Origin of the sequence: Rhizobium sophoriradicis (assembly GCF_003939025.1) — a bacterium.
Classification (GTDB): domain Bacteria; phylum Pseudomonadota; class Alphaproteobacteria; order Rhizobiales; family Rhizobiaceae; genus Rhizobium; species Rhizobium sophoriradicis.
In genome coordinates this window covers 261,355-278,847 of sequence record NZ_RQIH01000005.1, presented here as the reverse complement: position 1 = coordinate 278,847, position 17,493 = coordinate 261,355, and the positions used below count along the sequence as shown (strand labels likewise).

The 17,493-nt window shown below is 62.0% G+C and carries 6 protein-coding genes; 2 read left to right on the top strand and 4 right to left on the bottom strand.

Annotated elements, in window-relative coordinates:
• Window positions 1-21: 21 nt before the first annotated feature.
• Entirely contained in the window at window positions 22-3,486 is a 3,465-nt protein-coding gene (gene pyc, locus EFR00_RS10375; protein ID WP_077992297.1) for a pyruvate carboxylase, read from the bottom strand.
• 174 nt (window positions 3,487-3,660) lie between these two features.
• Window positions 3,661-4,416 carry a helix-turn-helix transcriptional regulator gene (locus EFR00_RS10370; RefSeq protein ID WP_077992294.1) on the bottom strand — a complete coding sequence of 252 codons (756 nt, stop codon included), beginning with the start codon at window positions 4,414-4,416 and terminating at the stop codon, window positions 3,661-3,663.
• Between the two features lie 383 nt (window positions 4,417-4,799).
• Between EFR00_RS10370 and EFR00_RS10365 the strand changes: the two genes are divergently transcribed.
• Window positions 4,800-6,563 (top strand): glucan ABC transporter ATP-binding protein/ permease, encoded by a 1,764-nt coding sequence (locus tag EFR00_RS10365; RefSeq protein WP_077992292.1) that lies wholly within the window; start codon window positions 4,800-4,802, stop codon window positions 6,561-6,563.
• Window positions 6,564-6,813: 250 nt separating this feature from the next.
• A complete protein-coding gene (locus tag EFR00_RS10360; protein ID WP_077992291.1) occupies window positions 6,814-7,167 on the top strand; it encodes a VOC family protein in 354 nt (117 codons plus the stop codon).
• A 57-nt stretch (window positions 7,168-7,224) separates the two neighbouring features.
• On the opposite strand, the gene EFR00_RS10355 is transcribed toward EFR00_RS10360, so the two are convergent.
• Entirely contained in the window at window positions 7,225-8,463 is a 1,239-nt protein-coding gene (locus EFR00_RS10355) for an OpgC family protein (protein ID WP_077992285.1), read from the bottom strand.
• 101 nt (window positions 8,464-8,564) lie between these two features.
• On the bottom strand, window positions 8,565-17,084 hold the full coding sequence (locus EFR00_RS10350; protein WP_077992284.1) for a glycoside hydrolase family 94 protein: 8,520 nt from the start codon (window positions 17,082-17,084) through the stop codon (window positions 8,565-8,567).
• Window positions 17,085-17,493 lie beyond the last annotated feature (409 nt).

Below are 17,493 nucleotides of genomic sequence, written 5' to 3'. Positions count from 1 at the left end.
GAACAAGCCTCTCGGCAAGGCTCAACCGGCATAGACGACAAGCAGGTCCTTGGCATCGATCTGGTCGCCGGCCTTGACGAGGATTTCCGCAATCGTTCCGTCCTTTTCCGCATGGATCGCGGTTTCCATCTTCATCGCCTCGATGGAGACGAGCACGTCACCGGCGCTGACGGCCTGGCCTGATGAGGCGAAGACGCGGCTGATGACGCCGGGCATCGGCGCGCCGACATGGGCACCATTGCCGGGCTCGGCCTTGCGGCGCACGGCAGCCCCCGTCGCCCCATGCGCCCGGTCCGGCACCTTGATGCGCCGCGGCTGGCCGTTGAGCTCGAAGAAGACGGTGACCATGCCCTGGCTGTCGGTGGCGCTCATCGCCTGATTGACGATGACGAGGGTCTTGCCCTTTTCGATATCGGCAAACAGCTCGTCGCCATCGGCTAGCCCGTAGAAATAAGCCGGCGTCGGCAGCACCGAGACCGGCCCATAGGTATCGGAGGCGAGCGCAAAGTCGGTGAAGACCTTCGGATACATCAGGTATGAGGCGAACTCGAAGTCGCTGACCTCGCGTTCCAGCTTCGTCTCGATGACCTTGCGCTCGGCATCGAGATCGGCTTCCTTCAGCAGCGAGCCGGGACGCACCGTGTAGGGCTTTTCGCCTTTCAGTGCCTTCTTCTGCAGCGCTGCCGGCCATCCCGACGGCGGCTGGCCGAGATCGCCCTTCAGCATCGAGACCACCGATTCCGGGAAGGAGACTTCGCGCTCTGGGCTGACGACGTCGGCGACCGTCAGGTCCTGGCTGACCATCATCAGCGCCATGTCGCCGACCACCTTGGAAGAGGGCGTCACCTTGACGATATCACCGAACATCTGGTTGGCGTCGGCATAGGCCTGCGCCACTTGGTGCCAGCGGGTTTCCAGTCCCAGCGAACGGGCCTGCTCCTTGAGGTTGGTGAACTGGCCGCCCGGCATTTCGTGCAGATAGACTTCCGAGGCCGGCCCCTTGAGGTCGCTTTCGAAGGCCGCATACTGATTGCGCACCGCTTCCCAATAGAAGGAGATGCGGCGGATCCATTCCGGATCGAGGCCGGGATCACGCTCGGAGCCGGAGAGCGCCTCGACGATCGAGCCGAGACAGGGCTGCGAAGTACTGCCGGAAAGCGCATCCATCGCCGCATCGACGGCATCGACACCGGCTTCGACGGCGGCAAGAACGGTGGCGGCCGCAATGCCCGAGGTGTCATGGGTGTGGAAGTGGATCGGCAGGCCGGTCGCCTCGCGCAGCGCCTTGAACAGCACCTTCGCCGCCGCCGGCTTCAACAGACCCGCCATATCCTTGACCGCGATGATATGGGCGCCGGCCTTTTCGAGCTCGACCGCAAGCTCGGTATAGTATTTCAGGTCGTATTTCGGGCGGGCGGAATTGAGGATATCGCCGGTATAGCAGATCGCCGCCTCGCAGAGTTTGTTCTCCTCGGCGATCGCATCCATCGATACCCGCATGTTCTCGACCCAGTTAAGGCAGTCGAAGACGCGGAAGAGATCGATGCCGCCTCTGGCCGCCTGGCGGACGAAATATTTGACGACATTGTCGGGATAGTTGGTGTAGCCGACGCCGTTGGCGCCGCGCAGCAGCATCTGCAGGAGCAGGTTCGGCGCGCCCTCGCGGATCAGCGCCAGCCGCTCCCACGGATCTTCGGTCAGGAAGCGCATGGAGACGTCGAAGGTGGCGCCGCCCCAGCATTCGAGCGACAGAAGGTTCGGCAGCGCATGCGCATAGGTGCCGGCGATCCTGGCGATGTCATAGGTGCGCATGCGGGTGGCAAGCAGCGACTGATGGCCGTCGCGCATTGTCGTATCGGTCAAAAGCACGCGCTTCTCATTGCGCATCCATTCGCCGAATTTCTTCGGGCCGAGCCTGTCGAGCAGCTGCTTGGTGCCGTCCTTGACGCCATTGCCGTTGGCATAGGGCACCACCGGCTTGGCGGCGTTGGCAATCGGCTTCGGCCGGTCCTTGGCCTCGGGATGGCCGTTGACGGTGACGTCGGCGAGATAGGTCAAGAGCTTCGTCGCGCGGTCCTGGCGCTTGACCTGCTGGAACAGCTCCGGCGTCGTGTCGATGAAGCGGGTGGTGTAGCTGTTGTCGCGGAATTTCGGGTGGCCGATGATCGCTTCGAGGAAGGTCAGATTGGTGGCGACGCCGCGGATGCGGAATTCGCGCAGCGCACGGTCCATGCGGGAAATCGCTTCGGACGGGTTCGGCGCCCAGGCCGTCACCTTGACGAGCAGCGGATCATAATAGCGGGTGATGATCGCCCCGGAATAGGAGGTGCCGCCGTCGAGACGGATGCCGAAGCCGGAAGCCGAGCGATAAGCGGTGATGCGGCCGTAATCCGGAATGAAGTTGTGCTCCGGATCTTCCGTGGTGATGCGGCACTGCAGCGCATGGCCGTTGAGACGGATGTCAGCCTGAGCGGGAACGCCCGATTCCGGCGTGCCGATCGCAGCCCCGTCGAGGATATGGATCTGCGCCTTGACGATATCGATGCCGGTGACCACTTCGGTCACCGTATGCTCGACCTGGATCCGCGGATTGACCTCGATGAAGTAGAATTTTCCGGTATCGGCATCCATCAGATATTCGACGGTGCCGGCGCCGATATAGTTGGTCGCCGCTGCGATCTTCAGCGAATAGGCGGCGAGCTCCTGGCGCTGCGCCTCGGAAAGATAGGGCGCCGGCGCACGCTCGACGACCTTCTGGTTGCGGCGCTGGATCGAGCAGTCACGCTCGAAGAGATGCACGACATTGCTGTGTGTGTCGCCGAGGACCTGGCTTTCGACATGGCGGGCACGCTCGACCAGCTTTTCCAGATAGACTTCGTCCTTGCCGAAGGCCGCCATCGCCTCGCGCTTGGCCTCGGTCACCTCGCGGGCGAGATCCTTCGGATCGCGGATTGCGCGCATGCCGCGGCCGCCACCGCCCCAGGAAGCCTTCAGCATGACGGGATAACCGATCTCTTCGGCCATCTTCGCCACTTCGGCCATATCGTCCGGCAACGGTTCGGTTGCCGGCACGACGGGCACGCCGACCGAGATCGCCAAATTGCGCGCCGCCACCTTGTTGCCGAGCTGGCGCATCGTATCGGCCTTCGGGCCGATGAAGATGATGCCGGCCTTGTTGCAGGCATCGACGAATTCCGGGCTTTCCGACAAGAGGCCGTAGCCGGGGTGAATGGCGTCGGCGCCGGAAAGCTTGGCGACGCGGATCACCTCATCGATCGACAGATAGCTCTCGATCGGTCCGAGGTCGCGAGCAAGATGCGGGCCGCGGCCGACCTGATAGCTTTCGTCTGCCTTGAAGCGGTGCAGCGCCAGCTTGTCCTCTTCCGCCCAGATCGCCACCGTTTTTATTCCAAGCTCGTTGGCCGCGCGGAACACGCGAATGGCTATTTCAGAGCGATTAGCAACGAGTATCTTGGAAATGGGCAAAACGGTCTCCTCCGACGTTCAGACGCGGGCATGCTGCACCCGCGAAGAAAATTCTTAACTTCTTGTCACAGGAAGTTCAATTTCTCTTGCGACTGCGAAACGCACTTTCTCGCCATGCGAAGACATGTCGACTGGCAGTATGCAGCGATTTTGGCGAAATGGATAAGGAAATGCTCAGCTTATCAGGCCATGGCGGAAAGCGAGCGCCACCGCCTGCTGCCTGTTCTTTGCTTTCAGCTTGTTCTGCAGGCCGTTCATATACCAGTCGACGGTGTGGTTCGAGATCTTCAGCATCTTGCTGATCTCCATCGACGTCATGCCTTCGGCGAGATAATGCAGGATTTCCATCTCGCGCCGCGTCAGCGGCGTCTCGGCCGGCAGCACTGTCTCCAACGCCTCAGCCTCGCCTGTCAGCTCGAGCAACCGCCAGAAGGTCTTGCGCGCGACGGCCTCGAGCAAGGCGATCTCCACCGGCGACAATTCGATCGGTTTGCCGCCGAGACTGAGGCTGCCCAGAATGCCGTTGCGCCCGTGGATCGGAAAGAGATAGCCATCCTCCAATCCGTGGCCGAAGGCATCGACCATCATCTGCTCCATGCGGCGCCGATGCGTGCTGCCGTTGAACGCCGCCATACTCTCCCGCCAGCGGAAAGGCCGTTGCGCATGGGCGAGATAGCGCACCATCGGATCGATCCGGATGTATTTTTTTGCGGCATATATCTGCAGCCATCGTTCCGGCCAGCGGCCGGCCAGCGGTGCGGCCCGCAATTCCGAATTCTGCTGCGCCGGTGTCTGCTGCAAATGGCGTAGCAGACCGTAATACTCGAAGCCGGAACCATGGAGGACCTGCTCGAGCTCGTTGACCACGGCGTCCGGATTTGGGCACTCTTCCAGAATTACAAGCACTTGAATCAAGGAATTGATATTCACAAAGCGCCCCTTGTCCGGACCTTAAGTCCGCATCCAGGCCGTTGGCGGCATTTCAATTTCATCGCGAAAACGGTCTTTCAAAAATGCAGTCTTTAATTTCAATGCTGTGCTAAACATTTATTAAAATGCAAGCGCAAATTGTCTGGCATATAATCCCGCAGATATTCGGTTGCCAGACCCTGACGCCGAAAAATGTGAGCAATCTTCACGCGATCCACTGCTCTATGCTATTGATGCAGCTCGATTTCGTCGCAGCAGGCGATAGAGCGTTCAGCTTGATCTTTCCGCGGGGTGAGCTCTGAATGATCCGTTAATCGCCGGTTCAGGTAGCCTTTTGTAGCATCGCATCATTCCCGTTTTCGCAGATGCACAAGAGGTTAGACGTGTCGCTATTCAAGGTCTATGCAAGAGCTCTGCGCTATCTTGGCGCCTACAAGCTCCGCGTATCCCTGGTCGTTATCGCCAATATTGTTCTGGCGACCATTACCATTGCGGAACCGATCCTGTTCGGTCGCATCATCGATGCGATCTCGGGCAAGGGTGAAGTCAAGCCCATCCTGTTCATGTGGGCGGGCTTCGCCGTGTTCAACACCGTTGCCTTCGTCCTGGTATCGCGCGAGGCCGACCGGCTTGCCCACGGGCGGCGGGCCACGTTGCTGACGGAGGCTTTCGGCCGGATCATTTCCATGCCGCTCGCCTGGCACCACCAGCGCGGCACCTCCAACGCGCTGCATACGCTGCTGCGCGCCTGCGAGACGCTGTTCGGCCTCTGGCTGGAATTCATGCGCAACCATCTGTCGACGGTCATCGCGCTTGCTCTGCTGATACCGACCGCAATGTCGATGGACCTGCGCCTTTCCGCCGTGCTCATGGTGCTCGCCATCGCCTACTGGCTGATCGGCCGCGTCGTCATGAGTCGCACCAAGGATGGCCAGGCTTCGGTCGAGAACCACTACCATACCGTCTTCTCGCATGTCAGCGACTCGATCAGCAACGTGTCCGTGCTGCATAGCTACAACCGCATCGAAGCTGAGACCAAGGCGCTGAAATCCTTCGCTAACCGGCTGCTCGAAGCGCAGTATCCGGTGCTCGACTGGTGGGCGATCGCCAGCGCGCTGAACCGCATGGCCTCAACCATCGCGATGATGGTCGTCCTGATCATCGGCACGATGCTCGTCCAGTCCGGTGAGCTGCGCGTCGGTGACGTCATTGCCTTCATCGGCTTTGCCAACCTGCTGATTGCCCGTCTCGACCTGATGCGTCAATTCGCCACACAGATCTTCGAGGCCCGCTCCAAACTCCAGGACTTCTACACGCTCGAGGATTCGGTGCGTGAACGTGAAGAGCCGGCCGGCAACGGCGAGATCAAGAACGTCAAGGGTGCGGTCGAATTCCGCGACGTCTCGTTCGGCTTCGGCAACAGTTCGCAGGGCCTGCACAATGTTTCCTTCTCGGTGAAGGCCGGCCAGACGGTCGCCATCGTCGGGCCGACCGGCGCCGGCAAGACCACGCTGGTCAACCTGCTGCAGCGCGTCTACGATCCGCAGGGCGGCCAGATTCTCGTCGACGGCACCGATATCACCAAGGTGACCCGCAAGTCGCTGCGTCGGCATATCGCCACCGTCTTCCAGGATGCGGGCCTGCTGAACCGTTCGATCAGCGACAATATCCGTCTCGGCCGCGAGGGCGCGAGCGAAGAGGAAATGCGCCGTGCGGCCGAGGCCGCCGCCGCCGCCGACTTCATCGAGACCCGTGAGCATCGCTACGACACCCATGTCGGTGAGCGCGGCAACAAGCTCTCCGGCGGCGAGCGCCAGCGCATCGCGATCGCCCGCGCCATCCTCAAGGACGCGCCGATCCTGGTGCTCGATGAGGCCACCTCGGCGCTCGACGTCGAGACTGAAGCCCGCGTCAAGGCAGCGATCGACAATCTGCGTGAGAATCGCACCACCTTCATCATCGCCCACCGTCTGTCGACGGTCCGCGAAGCCGACATGGTGCTCTTCCTGGACAATGGCCGCGTCGCCGAGCAGGGCAGCTTCGACGAACTCAGCCAGAGCAACGGTCGCTTCGCCGCCCTGCTGCGCGCAAGCGGTATCCTGACGGACGCCGAAGTCCGCAAGGCCCACGCCACGGAAGCGGCCTGATCGGTCGGGTTTCAAAACAAAGGCCGGAAGGGTAGCTCCTTCCGGCCTTTTTGTTTCTGGGTAAGGCCAGTCCAACTCTCCGTGTACCCTGAGCCACCCCCTCTGCCCTGCCGGGCATCTCCCCCACAGGTGGGGAGATGCCCGGCAGGGCAGAGGGGGTGCCATACGCCGCCACGTCGCCATTCCCGCGATTGACCACCCTGGCGATCTTCCTACCTTCCGCCTTGTCCAAGCATCGGGGGGAAAGCCCATGAAGGTCCTGCGCATCGTTGCCAATATTGCGGCACCCGACATCACGCCGGCCCGGCGGTTCTATCAGGATATCCTCGGCCTCGACGTGATCATGGATCACGGCTGGATCACCACCTTCGGCGCCGCGAGGCCTATGAACGTTCAGGTGAGCATCGCCAGCGAAGGTGGCTCCGGCACGCCGGTGCCGGACCTCTCGATCGAAGTCGACGATCTCGATGCTGCTTTCGCGGCGATGTCGGCCGCCGGTTTTCCGATCGAATACGGCCCAGTGGACGAGCCCTGGGGCGTCAGGCGCTTTTATGTCCGCGATCCCCTGAACAGGCTGGTGAACATCCTCGTTCACAAAAACTGAGCCGACGGGCATGGCCCGCCGGCTCACTTCTATCCAGTCTCCAGGCAAAGCCGGCTGTTATTTCCGATTGGTGCGGCGATAGGTGTTTGCCGCGCCGCCGATCCGCACGGGCACCGGGACGGCGGCAACCTCGGTGACGAGCTTACTCTTGACCTTGCCCTGCTGACGCTTGTGCTCGAGATAGTAGGCATAGGAGAATTGCGTCGCAATCCCGGCGATGACGAAGATCGGGCCGACCAGCGGATCCTTGTTGGTGATGTAGAGCACCACCTGGCCGACCATGGCGAGGATCGTGCCGGCGACAAAGATGTTGAGCGAATGCCGGCCGAGGATCGTCAGCGGGTGGTCCGCGGGACGCCGCAGGATGCGGGAGAATGCGGGGATGCTGATAATCAGATAGGTCAGCGCCAGCACATGCAGCAGCCGCGGCAGCGACAAGAAGGTCTTGTCGAAACCGGTGATAACAGGCGGCAGGCCAAGCGCTGCCAGCGAGTTGCCGAAAATCCAGAGATGACCTGTCACCCAGACGAAGGACAGCACGACGTAAGCGGCGGCGACGCCTAGCAATAGCGGATGCCGCGGGATCCGGCCGCCGCGGTTGATATGCAGGATCGAGACGATGCCGATCGAAAATAGGAATTGCCAAGAGAGCGGATTGAGGAACCAATAGCCTTCGATCAGCATGTTGTGCGGCGCCACCTGATAAATGCCGGCGAGCAGCCAGACCGTGCCCGAGACGGCAAGCGCCAGCAGCGGGCTTCGCTCGTTCAGGAGAAGGAGGATCGGCACCATCAGCAGCAACGCCCCGTACATGGGCAGGATATTGTTGTAGCCGATCTGGTGGCCGAGCAGGAGCAGCGCCGGGATACCGTCCTTGAGGTTCATCAGCACCGCCAGAATATTGATTTCGACAAGAAGTCCGGGCCGGTGGAACAGCCAGGCGCCGCAGATGAACAGCGCCAGCGTCATGAATGTCGTGATCATATGGGCGAGGTAGAGCGTGAAGGCCCGCTTTGCCGCCTTGATCGCCATGCTGAGCCGGTTGCCCGGCTGAAAGCGGCTCCCGTAAGCAAGGCCGACGGCAATGCCCGATATCAGCACGAAGGCCTCGGCGGCATCGGAGAAGCCGAAATTCTTCGTCGTCGCATATTCGAAGAACTGCCCGGGAACATGATTGATGAAGATCATGATCAGGGCGAGGCCACGCAGCACGTCAAGCCGTGTATCGCGCCTTGGCGCAGCTGGCGATAGGGAACTGCGCTCGGTGCCGATGGCTTCGGACAGCGTGCTTGCCATGAGGTGTCTCCTGTTATCCGATTGCAAACGCGACGACGGCCAAAAGGGTTCCCTTTTGGCCGTTCGCGAATCGCCGGTGATGTCTGCGTGGAGAAACGCTTTTATCCGAGCGGATATCCCTCTTCGGGATCGGCGATTTCGCTGCCGTTAATCGACAGAGTGTAACCGCTAGCATTGGACGCTTTTGAGACCGAAATGCGGTATTTGCCGTCGCCCCGCTCCACCTCTGCCGCAAAACCGTCCCATTCCGACGGAAGCGACGGACGCACATAAAGCCGGCCGTCTTTCAACCGGATACCGAGAATGCCCTCAACGGCAGCCCGGTAGAGCCAGCCGGCCGAGCCCGTGTACCAGGTCCAGCCGCCGCGCGCCGTATAGGGCTCATGTCCATAGACGTCGGCAGCCACGACATAGGGTTCGACCCGGTATTGCTCGGCCGAAGCCTTGTCGAGCGCATGGGTGATCGGGTTGAGGATCTGGAAGCAGCGCAGAGCATCATCGCCCCGCTTGAGCTCGGCCAGCGCCATCACCACCCAGGTCGCGGCATGGGTATATTGGCCGCCGTTTTCGCGTACGCCCGGCGGATAAGCCTTGATATAACCGGGATCCCTGGCGGAATTGATGAAAGGCGGCGTGAACAGCCGGACGATGCGGGCTTCCTCGTCGACCAGTTGATCGAGCACGGCGTCCATGGCCTTGACGGCGCGGGCCGGGTCGCCCTCGCCGGATAGAACGCTCCAGGACTGCGCGATCGAATCGATCCGGCATTCCGGGCTTTCCTTGGAACCGAGCAGCGCGCCATCGTCGAACGTGCCTCGGCGATAGTAGCCGCCGTCCCATCCCGCGGTTTCGAGCGCTTTCTTCAAGTCCTTTAGATGTGCAGACCAGCGCTTTGCGCGCGCAGTGTCGCCGCGCTCTTCGGCATAGGGAATGAAGTTGCGCAATGCACCCGCCAGGAACCAGCCGAGCCAGACGCTGGTGCCGCGGCCGGCGATGCCGACGCGGTTCATGCCGTCGTTCCAGTCGCCGCCGAGGAACAGCGGCAGGCCGTTAGCCCCCTTGCGGGCGATGGCGAGATCGAGTGCCAGCGCCGCATGTTCGTAGACGCTCGCCTTATCCTCGGAAATCTCCGGCTTGTAGAAGGAGTCATGCTGTCCCTCGAGAAGCGCCGGACCTTCCAGGAAGGCGATTTCCTCGTCGAGCACGCTCTTGTCGCCGGTGACGCTGCAATAGTGGTGGATCGCATAGCTCAGCCAGACGACGTCGTCCGAGATCATCGTGCGGACGCCGGCACCCGTTCCCGGCAACCACCAATGCTGGACATCGCCCTCGCGGAATTGGCGCGAGGCGGCGTTCAGGATCTGCCGGCGGGCGATCGAGGGTTCGTGCAGCAGGAAGGCCAGCGTGTCCTGCAGCTGATCGCGGAAGCCGAAGGCGCCGCTTGCCTGGTAGAAGGCGGTGCGGGCCATGATCCGGCAGCCGAGGCTCTGATAGGGCAGCCAGGTGTTGACGAGATTGTTCATCCCGCGATCCGGCGTCGAGATCTGCAGCCTGCCGGTGAAATCCCGCCAGAAGCTGCGGTTTGCCTCGACGGCATCATCGAACGAAGCCTTGCGGATATCGGCGATGACGGCGCGCGCTTCTTCTTCCGTCGGCGTATCGCCGAGGAAGAAGGTGAAGTCGCGCTCCTCGCCGGCGTTAAGCTCGATGTCGATCGCCAGAGCCGCGGCCGGATCGCCGTCGAGTTCGGTCGCACCCGAAAGAGCAGCCGCTGACGTAACGGCCTGCGGCGCCTGGATCGTTCCCGCCTTGCCGATGAACTCGCGCCGGCTTGCGCAGACGCTCGAAGGAGTCTCGCTCGCCGCGAAGAAGGCGGTTCGGTTGGAAAAATCGATGCTGTAGGGATTGGTGGCAAACAGCGCGCCCGTCTCCTCATCTTGGCTCGACAAGATGAAGGGTGCGGTGCGTCCCGGATTGCTGCCGAGGACCCATTCAACGTAACCGTAGAGCCGCAGCCTGCGGCCGGTCGAGCCGGTGTTGCGCAGGCGCAGGCGCTGCAGCTTCACCGGCTTGTCGCGGGCGACCGTCTGCGTCAGCTCCAGTGCGATATCGTGCTGGATGCTCGAGAAGACCGAATAGCCGAGCCCGTGGCGGGCCTCAAAACGAACGTCCGGCCGGCGCGACAGCGCTGCGAACGGCGTCATGACCGCACCGCTGTCGAGATCGGCGAGATAGAAGGCCTCACCCGAACGGTTGACCACCGCATCGTTCGACCAGGAGGTCAGCTGGTAATCGCGCGAATTGACGCTCCAGGTGAAGCCAGCGCCTTCGGCCGACACGTGAAAGCCGAACCTGTCGTTGGAAATGACGTTGATCCAGGGCTGGGGCGTCGCATGGCCCCCGGGCAGGCGAACGACATATTCGCGGCCGTCTCGGGCAAAGCCGCCGATGCCGTTCCAGAAGTCGAGATCGCCTCCCTCCTCGATGACGACGGCCGGCACGACAGGCGGCGCCACCGGAGCGATGCGCTTGACCGGAACCTTGTTGCGCTCGGCGCGCTCCATTTCCTGCAGTTCATCTTTCGAGGGTGCAAAGAGGGCGACGGCGCGGTTGATCTGGTCGACCACCTTGCCGTTCTTCGCATGCAGGGTGACGCGGGAAGCCGCGATCACCGCATGATAGGTGCTCTCCTCCATCAGGTCCTTTCGAACCGCGAAGATATGCTGACGTAACCCGTCGGCCTGGCCCATGCGGCGCACGTTCTCGCACATGGCGTCGAGCGCGTGCTGCATGTCCTGCGCGTAGGAAGAGGCGCGTTCGTTCATGATGATGAGATCGGCGGTGACGCCGCGCGAGCGCAGATATTCCTGCGCCAGCAGCGCCTCGCGGGCGATATCGAGATCCATGTCGTCGTTGACGCGCAACGTGAAAATCGGAAAATCGCCGGAGATCGCCAAAGGCCACAGTGCCGATTGCGACTGCAGGCCGGCCTCGACCGTCGCTTCATCCTTGCGCAACTGCATGTCGGGATAGACGAGGTAGCGCCCGAGATGCTGGAAGGCTGCCGCCTGCTGCGAGGTGACGCCGACATGGCGCATCTGCACCTGCGTGCGCGTCCAGGCCTGGACGAGTTCGTGGTTGAAGGCGTCGGGGTGACGATAGCGGTTGACCGCCTTGTCGACCTCGTCGCGGTTTGGAGCGGCGATCGTCCAGAAGAACACGCTGACCTTTTTGCCGGCCGGCACACGCACGGTGCGGCGCAGCGACATGACGGGATCGAGCATGAAGCCGTCGCTGCCGGAAAGTGTGGCACCCGGATCGAAGGCCGCCGCATCGGCGAGGCTGCGGCCACGGCCGATGAACTTGCGCCGGTCGGTCTCGAATTCGGTGTGACGGGTGTCGCCGGCATTGTCGACGATCAGATGCGCGATGCTGATGTTCGGCTCATTCGGATCGCGTTTGTTGCGTTCGGCGCGAATGACGTCGCCGCGCTTGCCGATTTCGGTCTTGACGAACATGCGGGCGAATGCCGGATGCGCATTGTCGGTATCATCCGAGGTGATGACAGGTTCGAGATAGGAAGTGACTTCGATGAAACGGTCTTCCGTGCCCATGTTGAGCAGGGTGACGCGGCGGGCCTCTGCATCATGCTCCGTTGCGATGATGCACTCCACCTCGCTCGTCAGATCACCGACCGTCTTGATGAATTGCGCCTTTTCGTCAGCGAACTCGACCTTGATCTTTTCACCCTCGACGCCCTTCGGCTCTGCCGTCGCCGACCACCATTCGTTGGTGGCGGTATCGCGCAGGAAGATGAAGGTGCCCCAGCGGTCTTCGGTCGGATCGGCCTTCCAGCGGGAAACGGAAAGGCCGTTCCAGCGGGAATAACCGGCGCCCGTCGCCGTCAGCATCAGCGAGTAGTGGCCGTTCGACAGGAACACGAGTTCACGGTCGCGCGAAGCCGGATCGCTGATCTTCCGGATCTCCGGCCGCAGCAGATCGTCCTGGATGCTCGCCGGCGTGTCGGATTCATGCTTGCCGCTCATGACCGGAATGTCGCGCGGCGCCTTTTCCTGCAGCAGAAGCTCCGCCGCCTCGATAACCGGGTCGGAATGGAAGAGCTCGCGCAGATGGCCGTTGAAGGCGACGTTGGCGACGGCGGCGATCGACATGCCGTGATGGTGGGCATAATAATTGTAGACCACCGCGCATTTCTTGCCTTCCGGCACGCGCGTCGGCGTGAAGTCGACGGCGTCGTGGAAGCCGAACTTGCCGAGCGCGCCGACCTTGCGCAGCCGCTGCAGGTTTTCAAGTGCGCCCGGCGGGTCGTACTGGCTGGCCAGCAGCGAAGCATAGGGCGCGATGACGGCATTGTGGCCGAGGCCGCGCTTGAGACCGAGCGTCGGCACCCCGAAATTCGTGTACTGATAGTTGAGGTTATGGTCGCGGGCATTGAAGGCCGCTTCCGAAATACCCCACGGAATACCGAGCTTGCGGGCGTAATTCATCTGCTCGACGACAACAAGATTGTTGGTCTGGTTGAGAATACCGCCGCCGCGCTCCTGCATGACGAGCGGCGGCATCAGATATTCGAACATCGAGCCGGACCAGGAGACCAGCGCGCCGCGCGATCCCACCGGCACGACCTGACGGCCGAGGCGGTACCAATGTTCGGTCGGCAGATCGCCCTTGGCGATGCCGAACAGGCTGGTCAGGCGGCATTCGGAAGCCAGCAGATCGTAGCAGGCCTGGTCGAGCTCGCCGCTTTCGACGCGGTAGCCGATCGAAAGCAGGCGACGTTCCGGTCGGAACAGGAAGCCGAAATCCATCGAGAAGGCGAGATCGCGGGCCTTGTCGCGCAACGCGACCAGACGCGGCCGGAGCGCATCGACCTTGGAAAGATCGAAGGTGCTGTCTGATATATGCGCCTCGCAGACCTTCACCAGCGACGCCGCCCATTGGGTGACTTCTTCGCTCTGCTTCGACTTGACCTCGTGGTCGAGATTGGCGGCGAGCTTTTCGATGTCGCGGGCGAGAACGGCGAGGTTGATGATGCGGATCGAGGCGAATTCGTGCTCGCGCTTGACGGCGGCAAGCGCGTTCTGGAAGCCGACAATGCGCTCTTCCAGGCGCCGGCGTAGCGGCCGCACGGTCTTGCGGTCATCAGGCAGGTCCGCCAGCACTTCGCCCAAAATGCCTGCCGTATCGCCGACACCGTCGAGATTGCCCTGCATGTGGGCAGAGGGCGCCTCGGCCCAGTTGCGGCAGGCCGAAGAAACGGCGATCAGGTGGCCGGCGAGATTGCCGCTGTCGACGGCTGAGACATAACGCGGCCCAAGCGTCTGCAGCGTATCGCTGTGATACCAGTTGAACAGATGGCCGCGGAATTTCTCCATTTTATCGATTGTGGCAATCGTCTGCTCCAGCCGCTCGAGCGTCTCCTCGAAGGAGAACCAGCCGAATTGCCGGCCGGAGACGACGGAAAGCAGATAGACGCCGATATTGGTCGGCGAGGTGCGGGCCGCGACGATGACATGCGGCGTTTCCTGGATATTATCCGGCGGCAGATAATTCTGCTCGGCCGTGGTGAAGGTCTCGAAATAGCGCCAAGTGCGCCGGGCGATCTTGCGCAACTCGCTCGACACGGAATCGGCGACTTCGAGCCGGTCCTCGGTTTCCGCCGACTGGCTGACATACCAGGCGACGACAGGCGAGAGAATCCACAGCAGCGCGAAGGGAATGCCGACGAGGAAAGCGTTGTCGCCGGGAAGAGCGGCGAAACCAAGCGCCAGCAGCGCCAGCACCGGCGCATGCCACATCTGCTTGTAATAAGAGGCGAGGGTGCCTTGCCCGCCGGCCTGAACGCTGGCGGCGGTTCGCCACTGCAGCATCAGCTTGCGGCTGACGAACAGGCGGTAGAGCGAACGGCCGATCGCATCCGCCATCATGCAGGCGGAGTCGGCGATGAAGACAATCCGCAATGCGACCTGCGCATTGGCGGCGGTGATATCCGACCAGACCGTATAGAGATGGGCGCGGGCGACGATGTCGCTGGTGCGCGGGATGATGCCGTTGATCAGCGACAGCGTCGGCGCCACGAAGAGGCAGAAGATCAGCAGAATCTGCCAGACGAGCGCGCCGAGCGGACCCATGAAATACCAGCCGAGCACGGAAGCGAAGAACCAGGCGATCGGCGTCAGCGACCGGCGGAGATTGTCGAACATCTTCCAGCGGCCGAGGGCCGTGACGCCGTATTTCGGATTGAACATGTAGGGCAGGAGCTGCCAGTCGCCGCGCGCCCAGCGATGCTGGCGCGAGGTCTCCACCTCGTAGCGGATCGGGAAATCTTCGACCAGCTCGAGATCGGTGACGAGGGCGCAGCGCGCCATCGAACCTTCGAGAAGGTCGTGGCTGAGCACGGAATTCTCGTCGATCCGGCCCTTCAGCGAGGCTTCGAAGGCATCGACATGATAAAGCCCCTTGCCGGTGAAAGTGCCCTCGCCGGCGAGATCCTGATAGACGTCGGAAACCGTGAAGACATAAGGATCGAGGCCGCGGTTGATCGAAAAGACGCGCTGGAAGACCGAGGCGTCCTTGCCCGTCGTCAACGACGGCGTGACACGCGGCTGCAGCACGCCGTAGCCGCTTTCGACACGACCGGTTTTCGGATTGATGACCGGACGGTTGATCGGATGATAGAGTTTGCCGACGAGCTTGGTGACGGCGTCGCGCATCAGGCGCGTGTCGGCGTCGAGCGTCATGACATATTGCACATTGGCCGGCACGGCATTGGCGCCCGGCAGATATGTCGTGTCGCGGTCGCCGCGCAGCAGCATGTTCAGCTCGTGCAGCTTGCCGCGTTTGCGCTCCCAGCCCATCCAGACGCCTTCCGAGGCGTTGTAGAGGCGGCGGCGGTGCAACAGGTAGAAACGCGTCTTGCCGTCATAGGCATAGCGGGCGGAAAGATTGGCGATCTCGCGCCTGGCATAGTCAAGAACCTCGAGATCGGCGGGCGTCTCCTCGACATCGCTGTCCGGCCAGTCGCTGAGCAGCGCGAAATAGATCTCGCCGCGCGGATTGGCGAGATAGTGGACCTCGAGATTGCGAACGTGGTCGTCGACGCTGTCGCGGTTCGAGATCAGGCAGGGCACGACGAGCAGCGTGCGCGCATCCTCCGGAATGCCTTCCTTGAACTCGTAGCCGACGAGACGCGCTGGCGTCACAAAGAAAGAAAGAAGCGTGTTGAAGAGGCCTGTCGCCCCCTCCGATGCCGGCAGCGAGAACATGATCAGCAGCACGGCGATTTCGAGTGCACCCATGCCGGCACTAGCCATGAAGTTGCCGACAACAGCCATGGCGATAACAGTCAGCAGCATGACCGGTACGGCAATTGCCAGCCAGTTGAACTGGCGCACGGCGCGCACGAAATGCTGGGTGACTGTCGGGCGATAATTCGCCCGTGCCTCGAGCTTCGGTCGCTGCGCGCCGGATAGGAAGCCGCCGACATTCGGTTCATGCGGCTGCGGTTCGCCGGAGGCCTTGGCGGCATCCGTCATATCGAGCGCCAGCTGGGCGATTTCCATTTCAGTCAGCGGCGAACGCTTCGCCAGCTTTTCGATCTGCTTGCGATATTTGTTGCGCGAGCCGGAATCGAGAATGCCGTAGTCCGAATGTTCCCATAGCAGTTTGTCGACATGGCTGACCTGCTCGACCCAAACCGACCATTCGGTATCGTCGATCTCGCGCAGGCTGCGGATGATGTTGCCCATCGTCACATTGCCGGAGGAGAGACGGCTGTGTTCCGCCGTCGTCGCCTCTTCGGTGTTCCGGCCAAGCTCTTCGAGCCGCTCGTCGAGCCAGGTGATCGCCAGGCTCGAGGTCTGCGAGCCGTCACGCAGGCGGTAGAGGAACTGCGTCGAGAAGGTATTGTCCTCGGCAAGCGGTTCCAGCGTCTTCAGATAGGCGGCTGCCTTGGCCGGATCGGTCAGGCGCACCAGCTCGTCGGCGGCCTCGTTGGCGCGGCGGCGCAGGCGGCGGCTGGCTTCCACACGGCTCGAAATACGGCGAAGGTTTTCGACGAGCACGTAGCGCACCAGCGAGGGCAGCGCCCAGAGTTCGCCGATCCTCAGCGTCTCGTTGGCCTGGAAGCCGTCGACCAGCGCCGTCAGGCTTTCCTGCGAGATCGTGCTGTGGGTATGGGCGACGTAGAGCCAGGCAAGCACCAGAGTGCGGGGAATCTCGACACCGCCGACAGGCATGGTCGGCAATTCGCGGTAGAAGCGGCGGGGGAAGTCACGCCGCACCTCCTGGATCGCCTCCTCGACGATGTAGTGATTGTCCAGCAGCCATTCCGCCGCAGGCGTGATCGTCTCGCCGGCCTCCACATCCGTCGCCGTCGTGCGATAGACGCGCAGGATTTCCTTCTGATTTTCCTTGTGGCGCGCGAAGAAATCGAAAGGGGCGAAAGCCGGCAGCTTATCGACGCCGTTGCGGGCGACGGCATCGCCCATCGCCTTAATGTCCTCGATGGAAAGATAGGTCGAGCGGATCGAATCATTGTGATCGATCTGCTTCATCTCGGGTTCGCGGGGAAGGCTCGGAGAAAGAATGGCAATAGACATGGGTTCGGTTCTGGATCCAAACAAAGTTATGGCTGGTTTTGCTCAGCCTTTTGCACTGCTTATCATGACTGCTACATGAACGGGCCCCGATTCGTCGAAGATCGATGAAGCTGGGGGAATGACGTCGGCAGACGATGCAAACGGACGAGGCTTTGTAGCAGGATCGCCCCCAAAGGGCGATCGTTACCCTCTGCGCAAAACCATGTCGAAAAGTTGGACACCATCGCAACAATTCAAGTCAAGGGGTGCAGACCAGCGGAGCAGCGCTCGCTTGCCGGTGCGGGGCGAAAGAGGTCGCATGGCAATCATAAAATCGGCCGTCGACAGAACGAGATCAAAAATGCGCCGCATCTGGGTGGATGCGGCGCATCTGCAATTGGAAAAGATAGAGAATGATCAAGGGCGGAAT

What these genes read in the sequence shown, in the direction of transcription:
- EFR00_RS10360 (WP_077992291.1), top strand. Translation starts at nt 6,814, where the DNA reads ATGAAGGTCCTGCGCATCGTTGCCAATATTGCGGCACCCGACATCACG.
- EFR00_RS10355 (WP_077992285.1), bottom strand. Translation starts at nt 8,463, where the DNA reads ATGGCAAGCACGCTGTCCGAAGCCATCGGCACCGAGCGCAGTTCCCTA.
- EFR00_RS10350 (WP_077992284.1), bottom strand. Translation starts at nt 17,084, where the DNA reads ATGTCTATTGCCATTCTTTCTCCGAGCCTTCCCCGCGAACCCGAGATG.